The organism is Streptomyces seoulensis (assembly GCF_022846655.1).
GTDB lineage: Bacteria > Actinomycetota > Actinomycetes > Streptomycetales > Streptomycetaceae > Streptomyces.
Genome location: NZ_AP025667.1, coordinates 1,376,362 through 1,392,471, shown reverse-complemented (window position 1 = coordinate 1,392,471; position 16,110 = coordinate 1,376,362). Strand labels below are relative to the sequence as shown.

The window sequence follows — 16,110 nt, the reverse complement described above, 5'->3', positions numbered from 1 at the left end:
GAGGCCGTCGCCAGGCGCCACGACCCCCACGGGACGCGGCGCCGACGCATGCGGCCACCGCGCAGAGCGCGGCGGAACGCCGGCGACTCACCGTCCCCGACGTAAGAGGTCTTTCGTGTCGTTCTCCGCCATCCGCCGCATCGCTTCCAAGAAGAACGCCGTCACCGTCGCCGCCCTGGCCGCCGGTGTCGCCGGTGTCGCGCTCGGCGCCTCCCCCGCTCACGCCGCGACCTCGTCGCCGTCCTCGGCGCGGTCCGTCGCGCACAAGATGATCCCGGACACCGCCCAGTACAACGCGTTCAGCAAGATCGTCGAGCACGAGAGCGGCTGGAACGTCTCCGCCAAGAACAGCTCCTCGGGCGCCTACGGCCTGGTGCAGGCCCTCCCGGCCTCCAAGATGTCCTCGGCCGGCTCCGACTGGAAGACCAACCCGGCCACCCAGATCAAGTGGGGCCTGGACTACATGAACTCCCGCTACGGCAGCCCCGTGCAGGCGTGGAGCTTCTGGCAGGCCAACGGCTGGTACTGAGCCGCCGCTGATCCGGGCCGTTCCCCCACCGGTCCACCCGGTGCACGACCACCCGCGGTCGACGGCCCACCCCCTCTCTTCCCCGCACCCTCGCCACCGCTCGGCGAGGGTGCGCGCGCATGTCCGCACCCTCCGCGTCCCGCCCCCGTGATCCACTGGTCCGGCGCCGCCCGCCCGACCGGAGGTCCCGATGCCGACGCCGACGACCGCACCGGTGCCCGGGGCCTCCCGGCGCGGGATGCGGCTCCCGCTGGTCCTGCTCGTGCTGACCGTGGTGAGCGGGCTGATCGACGCCGTCGGCTATCTGGGCCTCGGCCGCGTCTTCACGGCCAACATGACCGGCAATGTGATCGTCCTCGGCTTCGCCGCCGTGGGCGCCCCCGGTTTCTCCGTACCGCTCACGGCCACCTCGCTCGGCTGCTTCCTGCTCGGCGCCGCCGCGGGCGGCCGGCTGACGGCCCGCGTCCGGCGGGCGGCCCGGCTGCGCTGGACCCGGCTGACCCTCACGGCGGAAGCGCTGCTGGTCGGCGCCGCGGCGGCCATCGCCTTCGCGTGGCCCGAGGAGCCGGGCACCCGGTACGCGCTGATCGCGCTGACCGCCCTCGCCATGGGCCTGCGCAACGCCACCGTCCGCGCGCTGGGCGTCCCCGACCTGACCACCACGGTGCTGACCATGACCCTGACCGGCCTGGCCGCCGAGTCCCGGCTCGGCAGCGGCACCGGGCAGCGTTCCCCGCGCCGTACGGCCGCCGTGCTGGCCATGTTCGGCGGTGCCTGTCTGGGCGCCTGGCTGGTCCTCCACCACGGCCTGGGCATCCCGCTGCTGCTCGCGGCGCTGGCCTCAGCGGTGCTGGCAGTCCTCGCCTCGGACCGCGACTGAGCCGGGGTCCGGCCTCCTGACGTAGACCACCACCTGGGCACCGCGCACCCGGACCGACTCGCACCGGAAGAAGTACGTCTTCAGCGTCCGCCGCTTGACGGCCTCCTGCGCAAAGGGGTCGAGGGGCTGGCCCGCGGGGTCCATCAGGGCCACCACACGGGGCGCGGCCAGGAGGCGGCGCCGGATGGTGTCCGGCGGCAGCTCGGTGCCCTGGAGGGTGCGGGAGGCGACCGGGGACCGGGCGAGGGCCAGGTCGTCGAGGCGGGCGTGGAGCGCGGGGTAGGACAGCAGCCACTCGCGGCGCCGGGAGGGCAGGAAGAGGACGCCGTCACCGGGCCGGGCCAGCTCCCGTACGGTCCGGGCGACCGCGGCCGCGTCGTCCTTGCGGCTCTCCGGCGACCGGACCGCCAGGGACGCGGGCACCCAGAGGCCGAGCAGGACGGTGCCGAGCAGGCAGACGGCGCCCTTGCGGGCCGGGGACCCGAGACGCGCCGGCAGACGGTCCAGCGCGACCCCGCCCAGCAGGGCGAGCCCGGCCAGGGAGTACAGCACGTACCGGTCGACGTACCAGGGCTTGAGCAGCGAGCCGGTGATGAGCAGGCCGGGCGGGACGATGAGCAGGGGCAGGGCGAGCGCGGTCACCGTGCGGTCGGCCAGGGCCGGGACGCGGCTCGGCAGCAGGCCCAGCGCGGACACGCCGAGGAACTGGAGCCACGGGGCGAGGCCGGGGCGGCCGAGCCAGCCGAGCTGCTGCTCCGCCTGTCCGGCGCTGACCACCACCAGCGGCCCCACCGCCCCCAGCGCCCCGCCCGCCGCCGCGCCCCACCGGCGCCACACCCGGCCCGGCACCCGCAGCAGGTACAGGGTGAGCGCGTGGGCGGACAGCGCGAGCGCGGCGAACTCGTGCACCCAGCACACGACCGCCAGCACCACCCCGTACCCCGCCCACCAGCCGGGCGCGGCGGAGCGAAGGCCGCGCACGAGGAGATACGTCGCCCAGACCACACCGGCGGTGACCAGGGCGTACGACCGCCCCTCCTGCGCGTACCACTGGATCGCCGGGAGCAGGGCGAACAGGACGCCCGCCAGCAGGCCGGGGCGGGGTCCGGCGAGCCGGGTGCCGAGCGCGCCGACCCCGGCGGCGGCGAGGGCGGTGGCCAGCACCGAGGGCAGGCGCAGCGCGGGGAGCCCGCCGTCCCAGAGCGCGAAGACGCCGTGCATGAGCAGGTAGTACAGCCCGTGCACGGCGTCGATACGGCCCAGCAGCTCCAGCAGTTCACCGGGCGTGCGGTGGGCGACCTGGTAGGTGACCGACTCGTCGCGCCACATGCTGTCCCGGCGGGTGAGGCCCCACAGTCCGAGGGCCGTGGCGAGGGCGGCGGGCACCAGCGCCGATCCCCTGGTGCGCTCCGGCGCGGTGCGGGCAGGGGCGGTGCGCGCGGGGGCGGTCGGTAGGTCGAGGCCGCTCGTCGTGGTGTCCACCGTCCGCGCCTGCCGTCCGCCTGCCGCCCGTCCCCGGCTCAGCCGGAGCTGACCGGCTGTTCCTCGGTCCGGGGCGTGCGCTGGGCCGGGGGCCGTCCGGCCTCACCGGTCCCCGCCGCGATCCCACGGGGTCCGATCAGTGCGTATCCGAGCGCGAAGCCTCCGCCGACGACCAGCGCGCCGCCGGCCGCGTCCAGCACCCAGTGGTTGGCGGTGGCCACGATCGCGGTGACGGTGAACAGCGGGTGCGCCAGCCCGAGCGCCTTCGTCCACCAGCGCGGCGCGAGCACGGCGACGACCACCCCGCACCACAGGGACCAGCCGAAGTGCAGCGAGGGCATCGCCGCGTACTGGTTGGTGATCGCGGTCATCGCGCCGTAGTCCGGGTGGGCGAGGTCCTGCGCGCCGTGCACGGTGTCCACGAAGCCGAGTCCCGGCATCAGGCGCGGCGGGGCCAGCGGGAAGAGCCAGAAGCCGATCAGCGCGAGCAGGGTGGTGAAGCCGAGGGAGGCGCGGGCCCAGCGGTAGTCGGCCGGGCGGCGCCAGTAGAGGACGGCGAGCACGGTCAGCGGGACGAGGAAGTGGAAGGACTCGTAGTAGAAGTCGAGGAAGGCGCGCAGCGGGCCGGCCTGGACGACGGCGTGGTTGACGGCGTGCTCGATGTCGAGGTGGAGGAACCGCTCGGCGTCGAGGATCAGGTGGCCGTGGTGCTCGGCGGTGGCGCGGGCGGCCTCGTCACTGCCACCGGTCGCCGCGAGCCGCACCTGCTGGTAGGCGGCGTAGGTGACCCGGATGAGCAGCAGCTCCAGCAGCAGGTTGGGCCGGGCGAGCGGGCGGCGCGGGAACGGCAGCAGCGGCAGGCGTCCCGGCCGGGCCGGGATCTGGCGGGCGTACTCGGTCGGGACCGGGGCGTCGTAGTGGGGGGAGGTGCGGGGCAGGAAGGGGACGGCGGTGGCGGCGGCCAGGGCCGCGAGGAGGACGAGGTTGTCCCGCAGCGGATACATCACCGGCGTGTTCGGCAGCATCATCTTCGCCGGGAGGGTGGTCACCAGGATCACCGCGACCGGCCAGACGGTGCGGTCGGCGGCCCGCGTGCCGACCCGGCCGACCACCGCGAGCAGCACCCACAGCAGTTGGTGCTGCCAGGTGGTCGGGGAGACGGCGACGGCGGCGCAGCCGGTCACGGCGACGGCGAGCAGCAGTTGCCCGTCGCGGGCGTGGCCGACGGCCCGGCGCAGCGCGAGGGCGGCGACTGCGGAGCCGAGCAGCAGGAAGAGCGCGACCTCCAGCGGGCCGCTGAGGCCGAACCGGAGCAGGGCGCCGTGCAGGGACTGGTTGGCGAGGGCGTCGGCTTGGCCGCCGAGACCGGCGCCCGCCATGTGGTGGACCCAGTAGGTGAAGGAGTCGCCGGGCATCGCGGCCCAGGCGAGCAGGGTGCCCCCGGCGAAGGTGACGGCGGTGCTGAGCGCGGCCCGGCGGCGGCCGGTGCACCACAGCAGCGGGACGAAGAGCAGTACGGTCGGCTGGAGGGCGGCGGCCAGCCCGACGAGCACGCCACCGGCGCGTTCGCCGCGCACGGTGAAGCAGCCGAGCAGGACGAGCAGCACCGGGATGACGCTGGTCTGGCCGAGCCACAGGGTGTTGCGGACCGGCAGCGAGACCATGAGCAGGCTGATGGCGACCGGGGCGGCCAGCAGGGCGGTACGGCGCCCGGTCGGCCGGGGCAGCGCGCGGGCGACGACCAGGCCGAGGGCGACGACCAGGAGCAGGGTGCCGAAGGTCCAGCCCCAGCCGAGGGCCTGTTCGGCGGCGCGGGTGAGGGGCTTGAGGACCAGGCCGGCGAAGGGGGTGCCGGTGAACCGGGTCGAGTCGTACAGGGAGCCGTTGACATGCAGCACGCCCTGCGGGCCGACCCAGGTCTCCAGGTCGGTGAGGCGCGAGCCGCTCGGGCTGGTGAGGACGACGGCCATCTGCCGGACGGCGAGGATCGCGGCCACCGCCCACAGGGCGAGCCGGGCGGCGCGCAGCCGCGCTCCGGGTCCGGTGGGCGCCAGGGCATCCGCCTGCCGTCCGCCGTGCTCCAGGTCCACCACGCTTCGCGGCCTCCGCCCATCGCGTCCGGCGCGTCGCGCGAGCCGGGGTTCTCAGCGAACCCTACGGAGCCGAAGATCCCGTTTACCCGTCCACGAGGAGATTCGACCTATCTGGTGACCTCTCGCGCATTTGTCCGGTAAACATCCGTCCGAGGAGGGCGTGGTTTCCCTCCGGGGGCGCGACATGGATCACATTTTTGGTCGGGATCATGTACGGGGAACAGGGCAGATGTACCAGCGTAGACGCGGTTTCTTTGCAGAAAGCAACGTTCCGCGCACGGGACGTAAGGGGCCGAAACTCTCCTATCGTCTCTTTTCTGCCTGACGCACGTCTTCGCCGTCGTCGTCCGGCGTTGCCCGTGTCCCCGTCGAAAGGCAGGCGAGTTCCGTTTTGGCCGCCACCGCTGTCAGTCCCAGTCCGAAGACTCTTCGGACCTCGAAGGCCCAGGCAGAGCCCACGGTCACCGACCCCGCGCTCGTCAAGCGTGCCGTCAAGGCGGCCGCGCTCGGCAACGCGATGGAGTGGTTCGACTTCGGTGTCTACAGCTACATCGCCGTAACTCTCGGCAAAGTCTTCTTCCCTTCCGGGAACGCGACTGCACAGCTCCTCTCGACGTTCGGCGCCTTCGCGGCGGCCTTCCTCGTCCGGCCGATCGGCGGCATGATCTTCGGCCCGCTGGGCGACCGGGTGGGCCGCCAGAAGGTCCTCGCCGTCACGATGATCATGATGGCTGCGGGCACGTTCGCCATCGGCCTGATCCCGTCGTACGCCTCCATCGGCGTCGGCGCGCCGCTGCTGCTGCTGGCGGCCCGCCTGGTGCAGGGCTTCTCCACCGGTGGTGAGTACGCGGGCGCCTCGACCTTCATCGCCGAGTACGCCCCGGACAAGAAGCGCGGCTTCCTCGGAAGCTGGCTGGAGTTCGGCACGCTGGCCGGTTACATCGGCGGTGCGGGTCTGGTCACGCTGATGACCGCCCTGCTCTCCTCCGACGACCTGCTCTCCTGGGGCTGGCGCATCCCGTTCCTGATCGCCGGTCCGATGGGCATCATCGGCCTCTACCTGCGGATGCGCCTGGAGGAGACCCCGGCGTTCGCAGCCGAGGTTGAGAAGGCCGAGACCAACCGGCCGAAGGTGCCGCTGCGCGAGATGGTCACGGGCCAGTGGAAGTCGCTGCTGCTGTGCATGGGCCTGGTGCTCGTCTTCAACGTCACCGACTACATGCTGCTGTCGTACATGCCCAGCTTCCTCACCAGTGAGCTGAAGTACGACGAGACGCACGGTCTGCTGGTCGTGCTCGGCGTGATGGCCCTGATGATGATCGTCCAGCCGTTCGCGGGCGCCCTGACCGACCGTGTCGGCCGTCGTCCGGTGATCGCCGCCGGCTGTGCGGGCTTCCTGTTCCTGTCCATCCCGGCGCTGCTGCTGATCCGCCAGGGCAGCCTGCTGGCCGTCGCGCTCGGCATGGGCGCCCTGGGCCTGCTGCTGGTCTGCTTCACCGCGGCCATGCCCGCCGCCCTCCCGGCGCTCTTCCCGACGCGGGTGCGCTACGGCTCGCTGTCGATCGGCTTCAACGTCTCGGTGTCCCTGTTCGGCGGTACGACCCCGCTGGTGGTCACCGCGCTGATCGGGGCGACCGGCAACCTGATGATGCCCGCGTACTACATGATGGCGGCCGCCGTCATCGGTGGTTTCGCGGTGTGGCGGATGAGCGAGTCCGCCGGCCGGCCGCTGCCGGGCTCGCCGCCCGCGGTGGAGGCCCAGCAGTAGGGGTCCTTCTCCGGGCGAGGTGGGCGCGGGAACCGTACGCACGGTTCCCGCGCCCACTTCTGTCATTCCGCCCCTCCGGGGTGCGGCGCTGGGATCATCCGGGGGAAGCACCATGGACCCTTTGAAGAGGCTTTGCGCAGACACTCGGGAAAGGCAGCACACGCATGAGCGAGTCGCAGCGTTGGGACGATGTCGACCTCTACTTCACCAGCCGTCTCGCACCGGACGACGACGCCCTGCGGGCCGCGCTGCGCGACTCCGACGCGGCCGGGCTGCCGCCCATCGCGGTGACGCCCACCCAGGGCAAGTTCCTGCAGTTGCTCGCCCAGATCCAGGGCGCCCGGACGGTGCTGGAGATCGGCACCCTCGGGGGCTACAGCACCATCTGGCTGGCCCGCGCCCTCCCGGCGGACGGCCGGGTGGTCACGCTGGAGCACAGCGCGAAACACGCCGACGTGGCCGTCCGCAACATCGCGCGGGCGGGCCTGGACCGGATGGTGGACGTGCGGGTCGGTCCGGCCCTGGAGTCCCTGCCCAAGCTCGCCGACGAGAACCCGGCCCCCTTCGACCTGGTCTTCATCGACGCCGACAAGGCGAACAACCCGCACTACGTCGAGTGGGCCCTGCGCCTGTCCCGCACCGGCAGCCTGATCGTCCTCGACAACGTCGTCCGTGGCGGCCACGTGGCCGACGCCACCAGCACCGACCCCGCCATCACCGGCACCCGTACCGCCATCGACCTGATCTCCACCCACCCCCGGCTGACCGGCACGGCCCTGCAGACGGTGGGCCCGAAGGGCTACGACGGCTTCGCCCTGGCCCGCGTCGTGGAGTAGGGCCCTTGGGCCTAGGGCTCGTGGTAGAAGCCCACGTTCACGCTGCGCGGCGCCGTACGGTCCTGGACGACCACCTCGCCGGAGCCGCCCCGGGGGAGGCGGACGGTGCCGCCGTAGGGGACGGTCTGGGCGTACTCGCCGACGGTGAGGCGGACCTCGGAGGAGGGGTCGGCCTGGGAGCCGTGGAGCCAGGAGAGCTGCCAGCCCCCGTCGGGGCCGCACAGGAACTCCAGGTGGACGCGGGAGACGAAGAGCCAGTCCTCCGGGGTGACGAGCCGGCACACGGCACCGTCCCGGCCCACGCGCAGCGCGGCGCCCGGCTCGCTGGGCGCCTCGGCCATCGTCATGCCTGCCGTGGCACCCGCTTCCTCGCTGGAGACGGCGGCCATGGTGAGTTCGAGCACGCGTGTTCCCCCTGAAGCCTCCTGGCGCGGTCCCCGGATCGCCGCACCGCCGCCGCATGATAGAACGCCCGGCTCGCCCACGTCCGGCACAATGAGGGTCATGACCGAGCGAAAGCCACTGAGTGTCCCGTTCGAGTCCTGGGTCGACCACCAGATCGGCGCCGCGCAGCGTCGCGGTGAGTTCGACCGGCTGCCCGGCGCGGGCGAACCGCTGCCCGCCGGGCTGGACTCCGGCTACGACGAACTGTGGTGGGTGAAGCGGAAGATGGCCCGCGAGGGCCTGGCCGTGCTGCCCCCGTCGCTCGCCCTGCGCAAGGAGGCCGAGGACGCGCTGGAGGCGGCGTACACCGCGCCCTCGGAGCGTGCCGTCCGGGAGATCATCGGCGCGGTCAACGTCAAGATCAAGGACATGATGTTCCGGCCCCCGCCGGGTCCGCCGCTGGGCAGGAAGCCGTACGACGTGGACGAGGTGGTCCGCGAGTGGCGGCGCCGCCGCGAGGCGCCCTGAGCGGGAAACCGCTTGCCCCGGCCGGTCCCGCCCCGCTGGGATGACGCGTATGACGACGTGGACCATCGCCCCGGAGCCGTACGACTCCCCCGTGGCCGCCGCCCTCTGGCGGGCGTACTACACCGAGGTCAGCGACCGCTGGTACCTCCTGCACGAGGGGCACCGCACCGACCCGGCCGAGCTGGAGCGGGAGGTCGCGGCCCGCTCCGGGGCCGAACTCGCCCAGCCGAACGGCGAGTTGCTGGTGGCCCGGTACGGCGGCGAACCGGCCGGCACGGCGGGCGTACGACTGCTCGACCCCGGCACCGCGGAACTGACCCGTGTCTTCCTGCGCCGGCATACGCGCGGCCGGGGCGGTGCCGCGCTGCTGGTCCGCGCCGCCGAGGAGGCCGCGACGGCCCTCGGCGCCCGGCGGATGATCCTGGACACGCGCGGCGACCTCGTGGAGGCCCGCACCCTGTACGCCCGGCTCGGCTACGCGGAGACCGAGCGGCACAACACCGACCCTTACGCCGAGCACTGGTTCACCAAGGATCTGGCCGGGACCCTCAACCCGGCTTCCTGACCGCCCCGCCCTGCGGCCGCTCCCGCTCGGAGCCGCACAGCTCGGCGGTGAGCTCCTTGACCAACTGCACCAGGTCCGTGGGCCGTCCGGGCTCCCACCAGTCCCCCAGCAGCTCGGACAGGGAGTCCTCGCGGGCCTGCGCCAGCCGCCCGGCGACCTCCGCCCCGGCCGGGGTGAGCGACAGCTCCAGGCCGTCGCGCGCGGCCAGCCGCCGTTCCTCCACCTGCCGGGCGGCGGCCAGCACCGTGCTGAGCGGGACGGGGCTGCGCTCGGCGAGCATGTACGGCTCCACGCAGCCGTGCTTGCGCATCCGCAGCAGCATCCAGCTCGCGGCGGGCAGCAGGTCGTACCCGGCGCGGGCGGTGATCTCCTCGTAGATCTCCCGCCGCCCCTCGCGGGTGCCCAGCGTGGAGAGCGCGCGGCACACCTCCTCGTAGGAGGAGCGGTGGACCGGGTTGGGCGGGATGGTCTCGGAGGCGTCGGGCGCGGTGACCGAACCGCGCAGCCGGTCCTCCTTGAGGAACCAGGCGAGGACGAATCCGATGAACGCGACCGGTGCCGCGTAGAGGAACACGTCGGTGATGGACGAGGAGAAGGCGTGCAGCGCGGCCGGGCGCAGCGGGGGCGGCAGCGCGCCGATGCCGCGCGGGTCGGCCTCCAGCGCGTCGGCCGAGATGCCGGGCGGCAGCCGGACGCCCCGGAACGCCTCGACGAGCTTGTCGCCGAGGCGGCCCGAGAAGACGGTGCCGAAGATGGCGACGCCGAAGGAGGCGCCGATGGACCGGAAGAAGGTCGCGCCGGAGGTGGCGACGCCCAGGTCCTCGTAGGACACCGCGTTCTGCACGATGAGGATGAGCACCTGGAGGACGAGGCCGAGCCCGAGGCCGAAGACGAAGAAGTACACGCTCATCTCCAGCGTGGAACTGCGCTCGTCGAGCCGGTGCAGCAGGAGCAGGCCGAGGGCGGTGACGGCGGTGCCCGCGACCGGGAAGACCTTCCAGCGGCCGGTGCGGCTGACGATCTGCCCGGAGACGGTGGACGTCAGCAGCAGCCCGACCACCATCGGCAGCATGTGGACGCCGGACATGGTGGGCGAGATGCCGTGCACGATCTGGAGGAAGGTCGGCAGATAGGTCATCGCGCCGAACATGGCGAAGCCGACGATGAAGCTGATCGCGGCGGCGAGGGTGAAGGTGCGGATGCCGAACAGCTTCAGCGGCAGCACCGGTTCGGCGGCCCGCCGCTCCACCGCGACGAACGCGACGGCGAGCAGCACGCCCACCACGGCCAGCCCGATGATCTGCGCCGACGCCCACGGCCAGGTCGTCCCGCCGAGCGAGGCGACCAGCACCAGACAGGTGGCGACGCAGGCGATCAGCAGGGTGCCGAGATAGTCGATGGCATGCCGTGAGGTGCGGCGCGGGATGTGCAGGGCGGTGGCGATGACGACGAGCGCGACGATGCCGATCGGCAGGTTGACGTAGAACACCCAGCGCCAGCTCAGGTGCTCGGTGAACAGCCCGCCGAGCAGGGGTCCGAGCACGCTGGTGGCGCCGAACACCGCCCCGAAGAGCCCCTGGTACCGGCCGCGCTCACGGGGCGGGACGATGTCGCCGACGATCGCCATCGACAGCACCATCAGCCCGCCGCCGCCGAGGCCCTGGAGCGCCCGGAACCCGATGAGCTGGGGCATGTTCTGCGCCATGCCGCACAGCGCGGAGCCGATCAGGAAGATGACGATGGCCAACTGGAACAGCCGCTTGCGCCCGTACTGGTCCCCGAGCTTGCCCCACAGCGGGGTCGCCGCGGTGGACGCCAGCAGGTACGCGGTGACCACCCAGGACAGATGCTCCAGCCCGCCGAGGTCGCTGACGATGGTCGGCAGCGCCGTCGACACGATGGTCTGGTCGAGCGCGGCGAGCAGCAGCCCGAGCAGCAGGGCCCCGATGGAGACGAGGACGTTGCCGCTCACCTGCTCACCCCGGCGCACCTCCTCGGCCGCGCCATGCGTGTCCAGGGCCATGAAGACCTCCTGAGGCTCGGTTGCCTAACCCCATGTTCGGCGGTGCGGAGGGCTCCGGCCTGTCGAGGCGGGGGGAGGTGGGCCCGGCTTGCGCGGCCGCTCAGCCGATGAGAAGGCGGATCGTGCCGTCCGGCTGCGGCTCCACCCGCAGCTCGGTGAGGTCCCGGACCCAGGCGTCGGGGCGGTGTTCGCCGGCGCGCGGACCCACGCCCACCACCCGCATCCCGGCCGCCCGTCCGGCCGCGATCCCCGCGCCGGAGTCCTCGAAGACCACGCAGTCGGCGGGGTCGGCGCCGAGTTCCGCCGCGCCCTTGAGGAAACCCTCGGGGTCGGGCTTGCTCGCGCCGACCGACTCGGCGGTGACCCGGACCTCGGGCAGCGGGAGCCCGGCGGCGGCCATGCGGGCGGTGGAGAGGGCCACGTCGGCGGAGGTGACCAGGGCGTGCGGGGCGTCGCGGAGGGCGGCGAGGAAGGCGGTGGCGCCGGGCACCTCGATCACGCCGTCCATGTCCGCGGTCTCCTCGGCGAGCATGCGGGCGTTGTCCGCGAGGTTCTCCTCGACCGGGCGGCCGGGGAGGAGCAGCGCCATGGAGGCGTGCCCCTGCCTGCCGTGCACGACGCTCATCACCTCGTCGCCGTCGAGCCCCTGGGACGCGGCCCAGCGCCGCCAGATGCGTTCGACCACGGCGTCGGAGTTGACGAGGGTGCCGTCCATGTCGAGCAGGAGGGCGCGGGCGGTGAGAACGGCGGGCTCGGTGGCCATCGGCAGCTCCAAAGACGAGAGGGCCCCGACGGAGGGGGCCCTTGGGGAGACAGGGCGGCTGGAAGGGGGTCCCTGTCGGGGACAAGGCGGCCCCGCCCGCCGGTCAGGGGAAGCGGGCGGGAGCCACTTTGTTTCTCCACGGTACAAAACGCGGACCGCATCCCGCCACCACGCCTCCCGCGAGCCGCGCCGGACCGGCTCAGCCGGCGATGGCCTCGTACAGGCTCCACACGCCGAGACCGATCATCAGCAGGGCCGCGATCTGGGTGATCAGCCGCAGCGGCACCCGCTTCATCAGGGCCTTTCCACCGACGATGCCGAGGCCGGCCACCGCCCACAGACCGAGCACCGCACCGAGGCCGACGGAGAGCGGGTCGTCGTAACGGGCGGCGAGGTTGGCGGTCATGATCTGGGTGAGGTCACCGAACTCGGCGACCAGGATGAGCATGAAGCCCGTACCGGCGACCTTCCAGAAGGACTGGTCGGCGGGCTTCTTGATCTCCTCCTCGTCCTCGTCCCGCTTCAGCAGCAGCACGGCCGCGCCGCCGAGGAAGAGGACACCGGTGAGGGCGTGCACGATCTGCTGCGGCAGCAGGGTCAGCACGCTGCCCGCCGCGACGGCGAGCACGACATGCACCAGGAAGGCCGCGGCGACGCCGACGAAGACGTACGAGGCGCGGTAGCGGGCGCCGAGGACGAGACCGGCGAGCGCGGTCTTGTCCGGCAGTTCGGCGAGGAAGACGATGCCGAAGACGAGCGCCGTCACGGTGATGCTGATCAAGGTTCCTCAATCGGTCGGGCCGCCCCGCCGAGAGCCGCGCACAGCGCGCGTGAGACACCTCGGCACGGCAGCACACATGGCACCCGCGCCGGGAGGCACGGGCGTGCACTGCTTGCCGAAGGTCTCGCTGGCGGGTCCCACGGGATTCCGCCTCCGGGCGCCGGCTCAGGCTCGCTGAGCAGTATGTCGACGGTCCGGCGAAGAGCTACTCCCCTTCTGCACCGTCCATCGTACGGGACGTGAAAGTTCCGTCGTGAACCTTGTCGTGTCATGACCGCGTCACTAGCTTCTTACCGGGCGCTCACCCCACCGCAACTCCGCACGGCGAGCATTCCCCTGCCCGCGCGCCAACACCCTCACCCCACAAGGGAGTTCAAATGTTCCGCATGTCCCGCTTGTCGCGGTTCTACGCGCGTCGACGTCTGGGTGTGATCGCCGCCGCCACCGGCATCCTCGCCTCCGCGGCCCTGCTCAACCCGCCGAGCGCCTCCGCGGCACTCCCGACCCCGGTGAGCGGCGCCACGGCGCGCAGCTACCTCTCGCAGCTCACCGTCGCCACGGAGAGCCGCACCGGCTACGACCGGGACCTGTTCCCGACCTGGATCACCATCAGCGGCACCTGCAACACCCGCGAGTACATACTCAAGCGGGACGGCTCGAACGTCACCACCGACTCCGCGTGCGTGGCGACCGGCGGGAGCTGGTACTCCCCGTACGACGGCGCGACCTGGGGCGCGGCCTCCGACGTGGACATCGACCACCTCGTCCCGCTGGCCGAGGCGTGGGACTCGGGCGCGAGCAAGTGGACGACGGCGCAGCGCCAGGGCTTCGCCAACGACGTCACCCGCCCCCAGCTCCTCGCGGTCACCGACAACGTCAACCAGGCCAAGGGCGACCAGGACCCGGCCACCTGGATGCCGAGCCTCACCTCGTACCGCTGCACCTACGTCCGCGCCTGGGTGCAGGTGAAGTACTACTACAACCTGTCGGTGGACTCCGCGGAGAAGAGCGCGCTGACGAGCTACCTCTCGGGCTGCTGACCCCGCCCGCCCCACGGCTCGCTCCGGCCACCGGCCGGGGCGGGCCGTCGTCGCTTTCCGGGGTCCCCGCGCCGCTCCCGCCCCACCCGTCACGATCATGGCTGAATGTTGAACTTGCAAGTATGGATTAGGCATACCTAACCTGGGTCCTCGTTCGGTACCCGCCGCCCCCACATCCGGCCCCGAAAGAGGAGACCTCCCCCATGTCCGCACGTCTCGACGCCGCCCGGCCCTACGCGCTCGGGCTCTTCCGCATCGTCATCGGCCTGCTGTTCACCGCGCACGGCGCCGCCTCGCTCTTCGGCGTGCTCGGCGGCGCCATGGGCACCCACGGCGGCACCATCGAGGCGGGCGCCTGGCCCGGCTGGTACGCGGCGGTGATCCAGCTCGTCGCGGGCGGCCTGGTCCTGCTGGGCCTCGGCACGCGCGGCGCCGCCCTGATCGCCTCCGGCTCGATGGCGTTCGCCTACTTCGACGTCCACCAGCAGACCGCGCTGTGGCCCATCCAGAACGGCGGCGAGCTCTCGGTCCTGTTCTGCTGGACCTTCCTCCTGCTGGTCTTCACCGGCTCGGGCGCCTTCGGCCTGGACCGCGTGGTGGCGTCCCGCCGGGTGACGCCGTCGGAGGAGCGGACGCGGGAGCCGATAGCGGCCTGAGGACCGGCACGACGAGCGGCACCCCGGTGGACCCGGGGTGCCGCTCGTCGTCACATCGGGAAGCGCGCCGGCCCTTCAGCACCACTCTCGGCACTTCAGCACCACTCGCCTTGCCCGCCGCCCGCCCGCGCCTATTCCGTGACCCACCCGAAGGGCACCGTGAAGCAGGCGACGCGGGTGGCGTCGTCGCCCGGGCGGTCCTGGATCACCACGGAGGCGGCCTCACCGCGCCGCAGCCCCCAGGCGTGGTGGTCGCTCGCGGTGCCCGCGCCCTGGGCGTCGGTGGTGAGGTCGAGGCGGACCGCGTCCTCCTCGGCGCCGCCGGGCTGGTTCGCGTAGCGGGCGCCGGCGTCGGCGGGCCGGGCACCGCAGGGGCGCTCGTGGACGTAGGCCCCGAAGGAGTGGTGGGGGCGTACGCCGGTGATGCTCAGGTCGACGGTGGTGGCACCGCCCGCAGCGGTGTGCTGGCGCACCCGGATCGAGGCGGCGGCCGGGACGTAGGACTGGTCGTACGTCACCGCCGCCGAGGGGATGAAGGCGGCGGGCGGCGCGAACCGGCCCTCGGCGTCGACGGTGTAGCCGCCGGCGGTACCGCTCACGAGCACCGCCGCCGCGACCGCGCTCAGGGTTGCCAGCATGGAGCACACCTTCTTTCCCGTGATCGTGTTGCCCCCCACATGTTGGTACGGGACATGGGCCTCGCCCGCCCCACGGGCGCGCCGCACGGGTGAAACGCGACGTACGAGGCGATACGACTTCGGCTGACGTGAACATGTTGTGATGATCACTTGATCCCCCCATGAACCTCCCGTCACCGGTCAGGCGTACGCTGTATGGCTGTAATCGGGGGAACGACGGGGAGTCATCGTGCTGGAGAGCGTGGGGTCGCTGGCGACCGGTCCATGGATCTACGCCGTGGTGGCCGTCTCGGTCCTGCTCGACGTGTTCCTGCCGGTGCTGCCCAGCGGCGTCCTGGTCATCGCGGCGGCCACCGCGGCGGCGGCCGGTACGGGCGCGGCGGCGGGGCAGGTCCCGCACGACGTGCCCGACATCCTGGTCCTGATCCTGCTGGCCGCGACGGCCTCCGTGCTGGGCGACCTGGTCGCGTACCGGCTGGCCTGGCGCGGCGGCGAGAAGCTGGACCGCGCCATCGCCCGCTCCCGGCGGCTGACCTCGGCGCAGGAACGTCTCGGCGAGGCGCTGTCGCGGGGCGGCGGCGCGCTGGTCGTCCTCGCCCGCTTCGCCCCCGCCGGACGCTCGGTCGTCTCCTTCTGCGCGGGCGCCGCCCACCGCCGCGCGCGCGACTTCGTCCCGTGGTCCGCCCTCGCGGGCCTCTCCTGGGCCGCCTACAGCGCGGCCCTCGGCTACTACGGCACCCGCTGGCTCGGCACGGCGTGGCTGGCCACGGCCGTCTCGGTGGCGGCGCTGTGCGGGGCGGGCGCGGCGGCGGCCTATCTCATGCGGCGCCGGCCGGCGCAGTCCTGAGCCGACGGCTCACGCCAGCTCCTCCCGTACGGGCCTTCCCCGCACCTCCAGGCTGCCCAGCAGCTCCGCCGTGGCCCGGGTGACGGCGTCCACGGCCTGCTCGAACGCCTCGCGGTTGTGCGCGGCCGGGGCCCTGAAGCCCGAGACCTTGCGTACGTACTGCAGCGCGGCGGCGCGGATGTCGTCCTCGGTGGCCTCACCGGGCAACACGGGCGGCCGCAACGTCTTGATACTCCGGCACATGCCTCAAGTCTCCTCCACCCGGGCCGCGCATGGACGATGATCGACTCCAGGCGG

The 16,110-nt window shown here is 72.8% G+C and carries 17 protein-coding genes; 9 read left to right on the top strand and 8 right to left on the bottom strand.

All coding sequences use genetic code 11. The features are described from left to right. Positions 1 to 115: 115 nt before the first annotated feature. A complete protein-coding gene (locus tag HEK131_RS06405) occupies positions 116 to 529 on the top strand; it encodes a transglycosylase SLT domain-containing protein (RefSeq protein ID WP_217462826.1) in 414 nt (137 codons plus the stop codon). Positions 530 to 719: 190 nt separating this feature from the next. Continuing rightward, positions 720 to 1,409: a YoaK family protein gene (locus HEK131_RS06400; RefSeq protein WP_244333982.1), complete on the top strand. Its 690-nt coding sequence runs from the start codon at positions 720 to 722 to the stop codon at positions 1,407 to 1,409. Here HEK131_RS06400 and HEK131_RS06395 read toward each other — a convergent pair. Further along, entirely contained in the window at positions 1,371 to 2,891 is a 1,521-nt protein-coding gene (locus HEK131_RS06395; protein WP_244333980.1) for a glycosyltransferase family 39 protein, read from the bottom strand. The genes HEK131_RS06400 and HEK131_RS06395 overlap by 39 nt on opposite strands. Positions 2,892 to 2,929: 38 nt before the next feature. Next, positions 2,930 to 4,984, bottom strand: coding sequence for a bifunctional glycosyltransferase 87/phosphatase PAP2 family protein (locus tag HEK131_RS06390; protein ID WP_244333978.1), 2,055 nt, complete (start codon positions 4,982 to 4,984; stop codon positions 2,930 to 2,932). 391 nt (positions 4,985 to 5,375) lie between these two features. On the opposite strand from HEK131_RS06390, the gene proP reads away from it, so the two are divergent. Together proP and HEK131_RS06380 are read left to right on the top strand one after the other, a co-directional pair. Continuing rightward, positions 5,376 to 6,752, top strand: a complete 1,377-nt coding sequence (gene proP, locus HEK131_RS06385) for a glycine betaine/L-proline transporter ProP (RefSeq protein ID WP_217462823.1) — start codon at positions 5,376 to 5,378, stop codon at positions 6,750 to 6,752. 164 nt (positions 6,753 to 6,916) lie between these two features. Beyond that, positions 6,917 to 7,588, top strand: coding sequence for an O-methyltransferase (locus HEK131_RS06380; protein WP_217462822.1), 672 nt, complete (start codon positions 6,917 to 6,919; stop codon positions 7,586 to 7,588). Positions 7,589 to 7,599: 11 nt separating this feature from the next. Here the strand turns inward: HEK131_RS06380 and HEK131_RS06375 are convergent, their stop codons facing one another. After that, entirely contained in the window at positions 7,600 to 7,992 is a 393-nt protein-coding gene (locus HEK131_RS06375) for a hypothetical protein (RefSeq protein WP_244333976.1), read from the bottom strand. Positions 7,993 to 8,092: 100 nt separating this feature from the next. On the opposite strand from HEK131_RS06375, the gene HEK131_RS06370 reads away from it, so the two are divergent. Beyond that, positions 8,093 to 8,500 carry a DUF1992 domain-containing protein gene (locus tag HEK131_RS06370; RefSeq protein WP_244333974.1) on the top strand — a complete coding sequence of 136 codons (408 nt, stop codon included), beginning with the start codon at positions 8,093 to 8,095 and terminating at the stop codon, positions 8,498 to 8,500. A gap of 49 nt (positions 8,501 to 8,549) precedes the next feature. Further along, on the top strand, positions 8,550 to 9,065 hold the full coding sequence (locus HEK131_RS06365; protein ID WP_244333972.1) for a GNAT family N-acetyltransferase: 516 nt from the start codon (positions 8,550 to 8,552) through the stop codon (positions 9,063 to 9,065). Here the strand turns inward: HEK131_RS06365 and HEK131_RS06360 are convergent. The 3 genes from HEK131_RS06360 to HEK131_RS06350 form a co-directional block, all read right to left on the bottom strand. Next, entirely contained in the window at positions 9,049 to 11,088 is a 2,040-nt protein-coding gene (locus tag HEK131_RS06360; protein ID WP_217462818.1) for an MDR family MFS transporter, read from the bottom strand. The genes HEK131_RS06365 and HEK131_RS06360 overlap by 17 nt on opposite strands. A 100-nt stretch (positions 11,089 to 11,188) precedes the next feature. Then, complete coding sequence (locus tag HEK131_RS06355; protein WP_217462817.1) at positions 11,189 to 11,851, bottom strand: HAD-IA family hydrolase; 663 nt, start codon at positions 11,849 to 11,851, stop codon at positions 11,189 to 11,191. Between the two features lie 199 nt (positions 11,852 to 12,050). Next, positions 12,051 to 12,632, bottom strand: a complete 582-nt coding sequence (locus HEK131_RS06350; protein ID WP_217462816.1) for a TMEM165/GDT1 family protein — start codon at positions 12,630 to 12,632, stop codon at positions 12,051 to 12,053. Positions 12,633 to 13,027: 395 nt separating this feature from the next. On the opposite strand from HEK131_RS06350, the gene HEK131_RS06345 reads away from it, so the two are divergent. Continuing rightward, positions 13,028 to 13,672: an HNH endonuclease family protein gene (locus HEK131_RS06345; RefSeq protein ID WP_244451954.1), complete on the top strand. Its 645-nt coding sequence runs from the start codon at positions 13,028 to 13,030 to the stop codon at positions 13,670 to 13,672. 203 nt (positions 13,673 to 13,875) lie between these two features. Beyond that, on the top strand, positions 13,876 to 14,328 hold the full coding sequence (locus HEK131_RS06340; RefSeq protein WP_244333970.1) for a DoxX family protein: 453 nt from the start codon (positions 13,876 to 13,878) through the stop codon (positions 14,326 to 14,328). Between the two features lie 131 nt (positions 14,329 to 14,459). On the opposite strand, the gene HEK131_RS06335 is transcribed toward HEK131_RS06340, so the two are convergent. Then, positions 14,460 to 14,966 carry a superoxide dismutase family protein gene (locus HEK131_RS06335; RefSeq protein WP_244333968.1) on the bottom strand — a complete coding sequence of 169 codons (507 nt, stop codon included), beginning with the start codon at positions 14,964 to 14,966 and terminating at the stop codon, positions 14,460 to 14,462. Between the two features lie 229 nt (positions 14,967 to 15,195). Between HEK131_RS06335 and HEK131_RS06330 the strand changes: the two genes are divergently transcribed. Continuing rightward, positions 15,196 to 15,813, top strand: a complete 618-nt coding sequence (locus HEK131_RS06330) for a DedA family protein (protein WP_217462813.1) — start codon at positions 15,196 to 15,198, stop codon at positions 15,811 to 15,813. A 9-nt stretch (positions 15,814 to 15,822) separates the two neighbouring features. On the opposite strand, the gene HEK131_RS06325 is transcribed toward HEK131_RS06330, so the two are convergent. Further along, entirely contained in the window at positions 15,823 to 16,056 is a 234-nt protein-coding gene (locus HEK131_RS06325) for a DUF2277 domain-containing protein (RefSeq protein ID WP_217462812.1), read from the bottom strand. Positions 16,057 to 16,110 lie beyond the last annotated feature (54 nt).

Excerpts from the sequence above, each read along its gene's own strand:
- HEK131_RS06400 (WP_244333982.1), top strand. The coding sequence starts at position 720 with ATGCCGACGCCGACGACCGCACCGGTGCCCGGGGCCTCCCGGCGCGGG.
- HEK131_RS06380 (WP_217462822.1), top strand. The coding sequence starts at position 6,917 with ATGAGCGAGTCGCAGCGTTGGGACGATGTCGACCTCTACTTCACCAGC.
- HEK131_RS06370 (WP_244333974.1), top strand. The coding sequence starts at position 8,093 with ATGACCGAGCGAAAGCCACTGAGTGTCCCGTTCGAGTCCTGGGTCGAC.
- HEK131_RS06365 (WP_244333972.1), top strand. The coding sequence starts at position 8,550 with ATGACGACGTGGACCATCGCCCCGGAGCCGTACGACTCCCCCGTGGCC.
- HEK131_RS06360 (WP_217462818.1), bottom strand. The coding sequence starts at position 11,088 with ATGGCCCTGGACACGCATGGCGCGGCCGAGGAGGTGCGCCGGGGTGAG.
- HEK131_RS06355 (WP_217462817.1), bottom strand. The coding sequence starts at position 11,851 with ATGGCCACCGAGCCCGCCGTTCTCACCGCCCGCGCCCTCCTGCTCGAC.
- HEK131_RS06340 (WP_244333970.1), top strand. The coding sequence starts at position 13,876 with ATGTCCGCACGTCTCGACGCCGCCCGGCCCTACGCGCTCGGGCTCTTC.
- HEK131_RS06335 (WP_244333968.1), bottom strand. The coding sequence starts at position 14,966 with ATGCTGGCAACCCTGAGCGCGGTCGCGGCGGCGGTGCTCGTGAGCGGT.
- HEK131_RS06325 (WP_217462812.1), bottom strand. The coding sequence starts at position 16,056 with ATGTGCCGGAGTATCAAGACGTTGCGGCCGCCCGTGTTGCCCGGTGAG.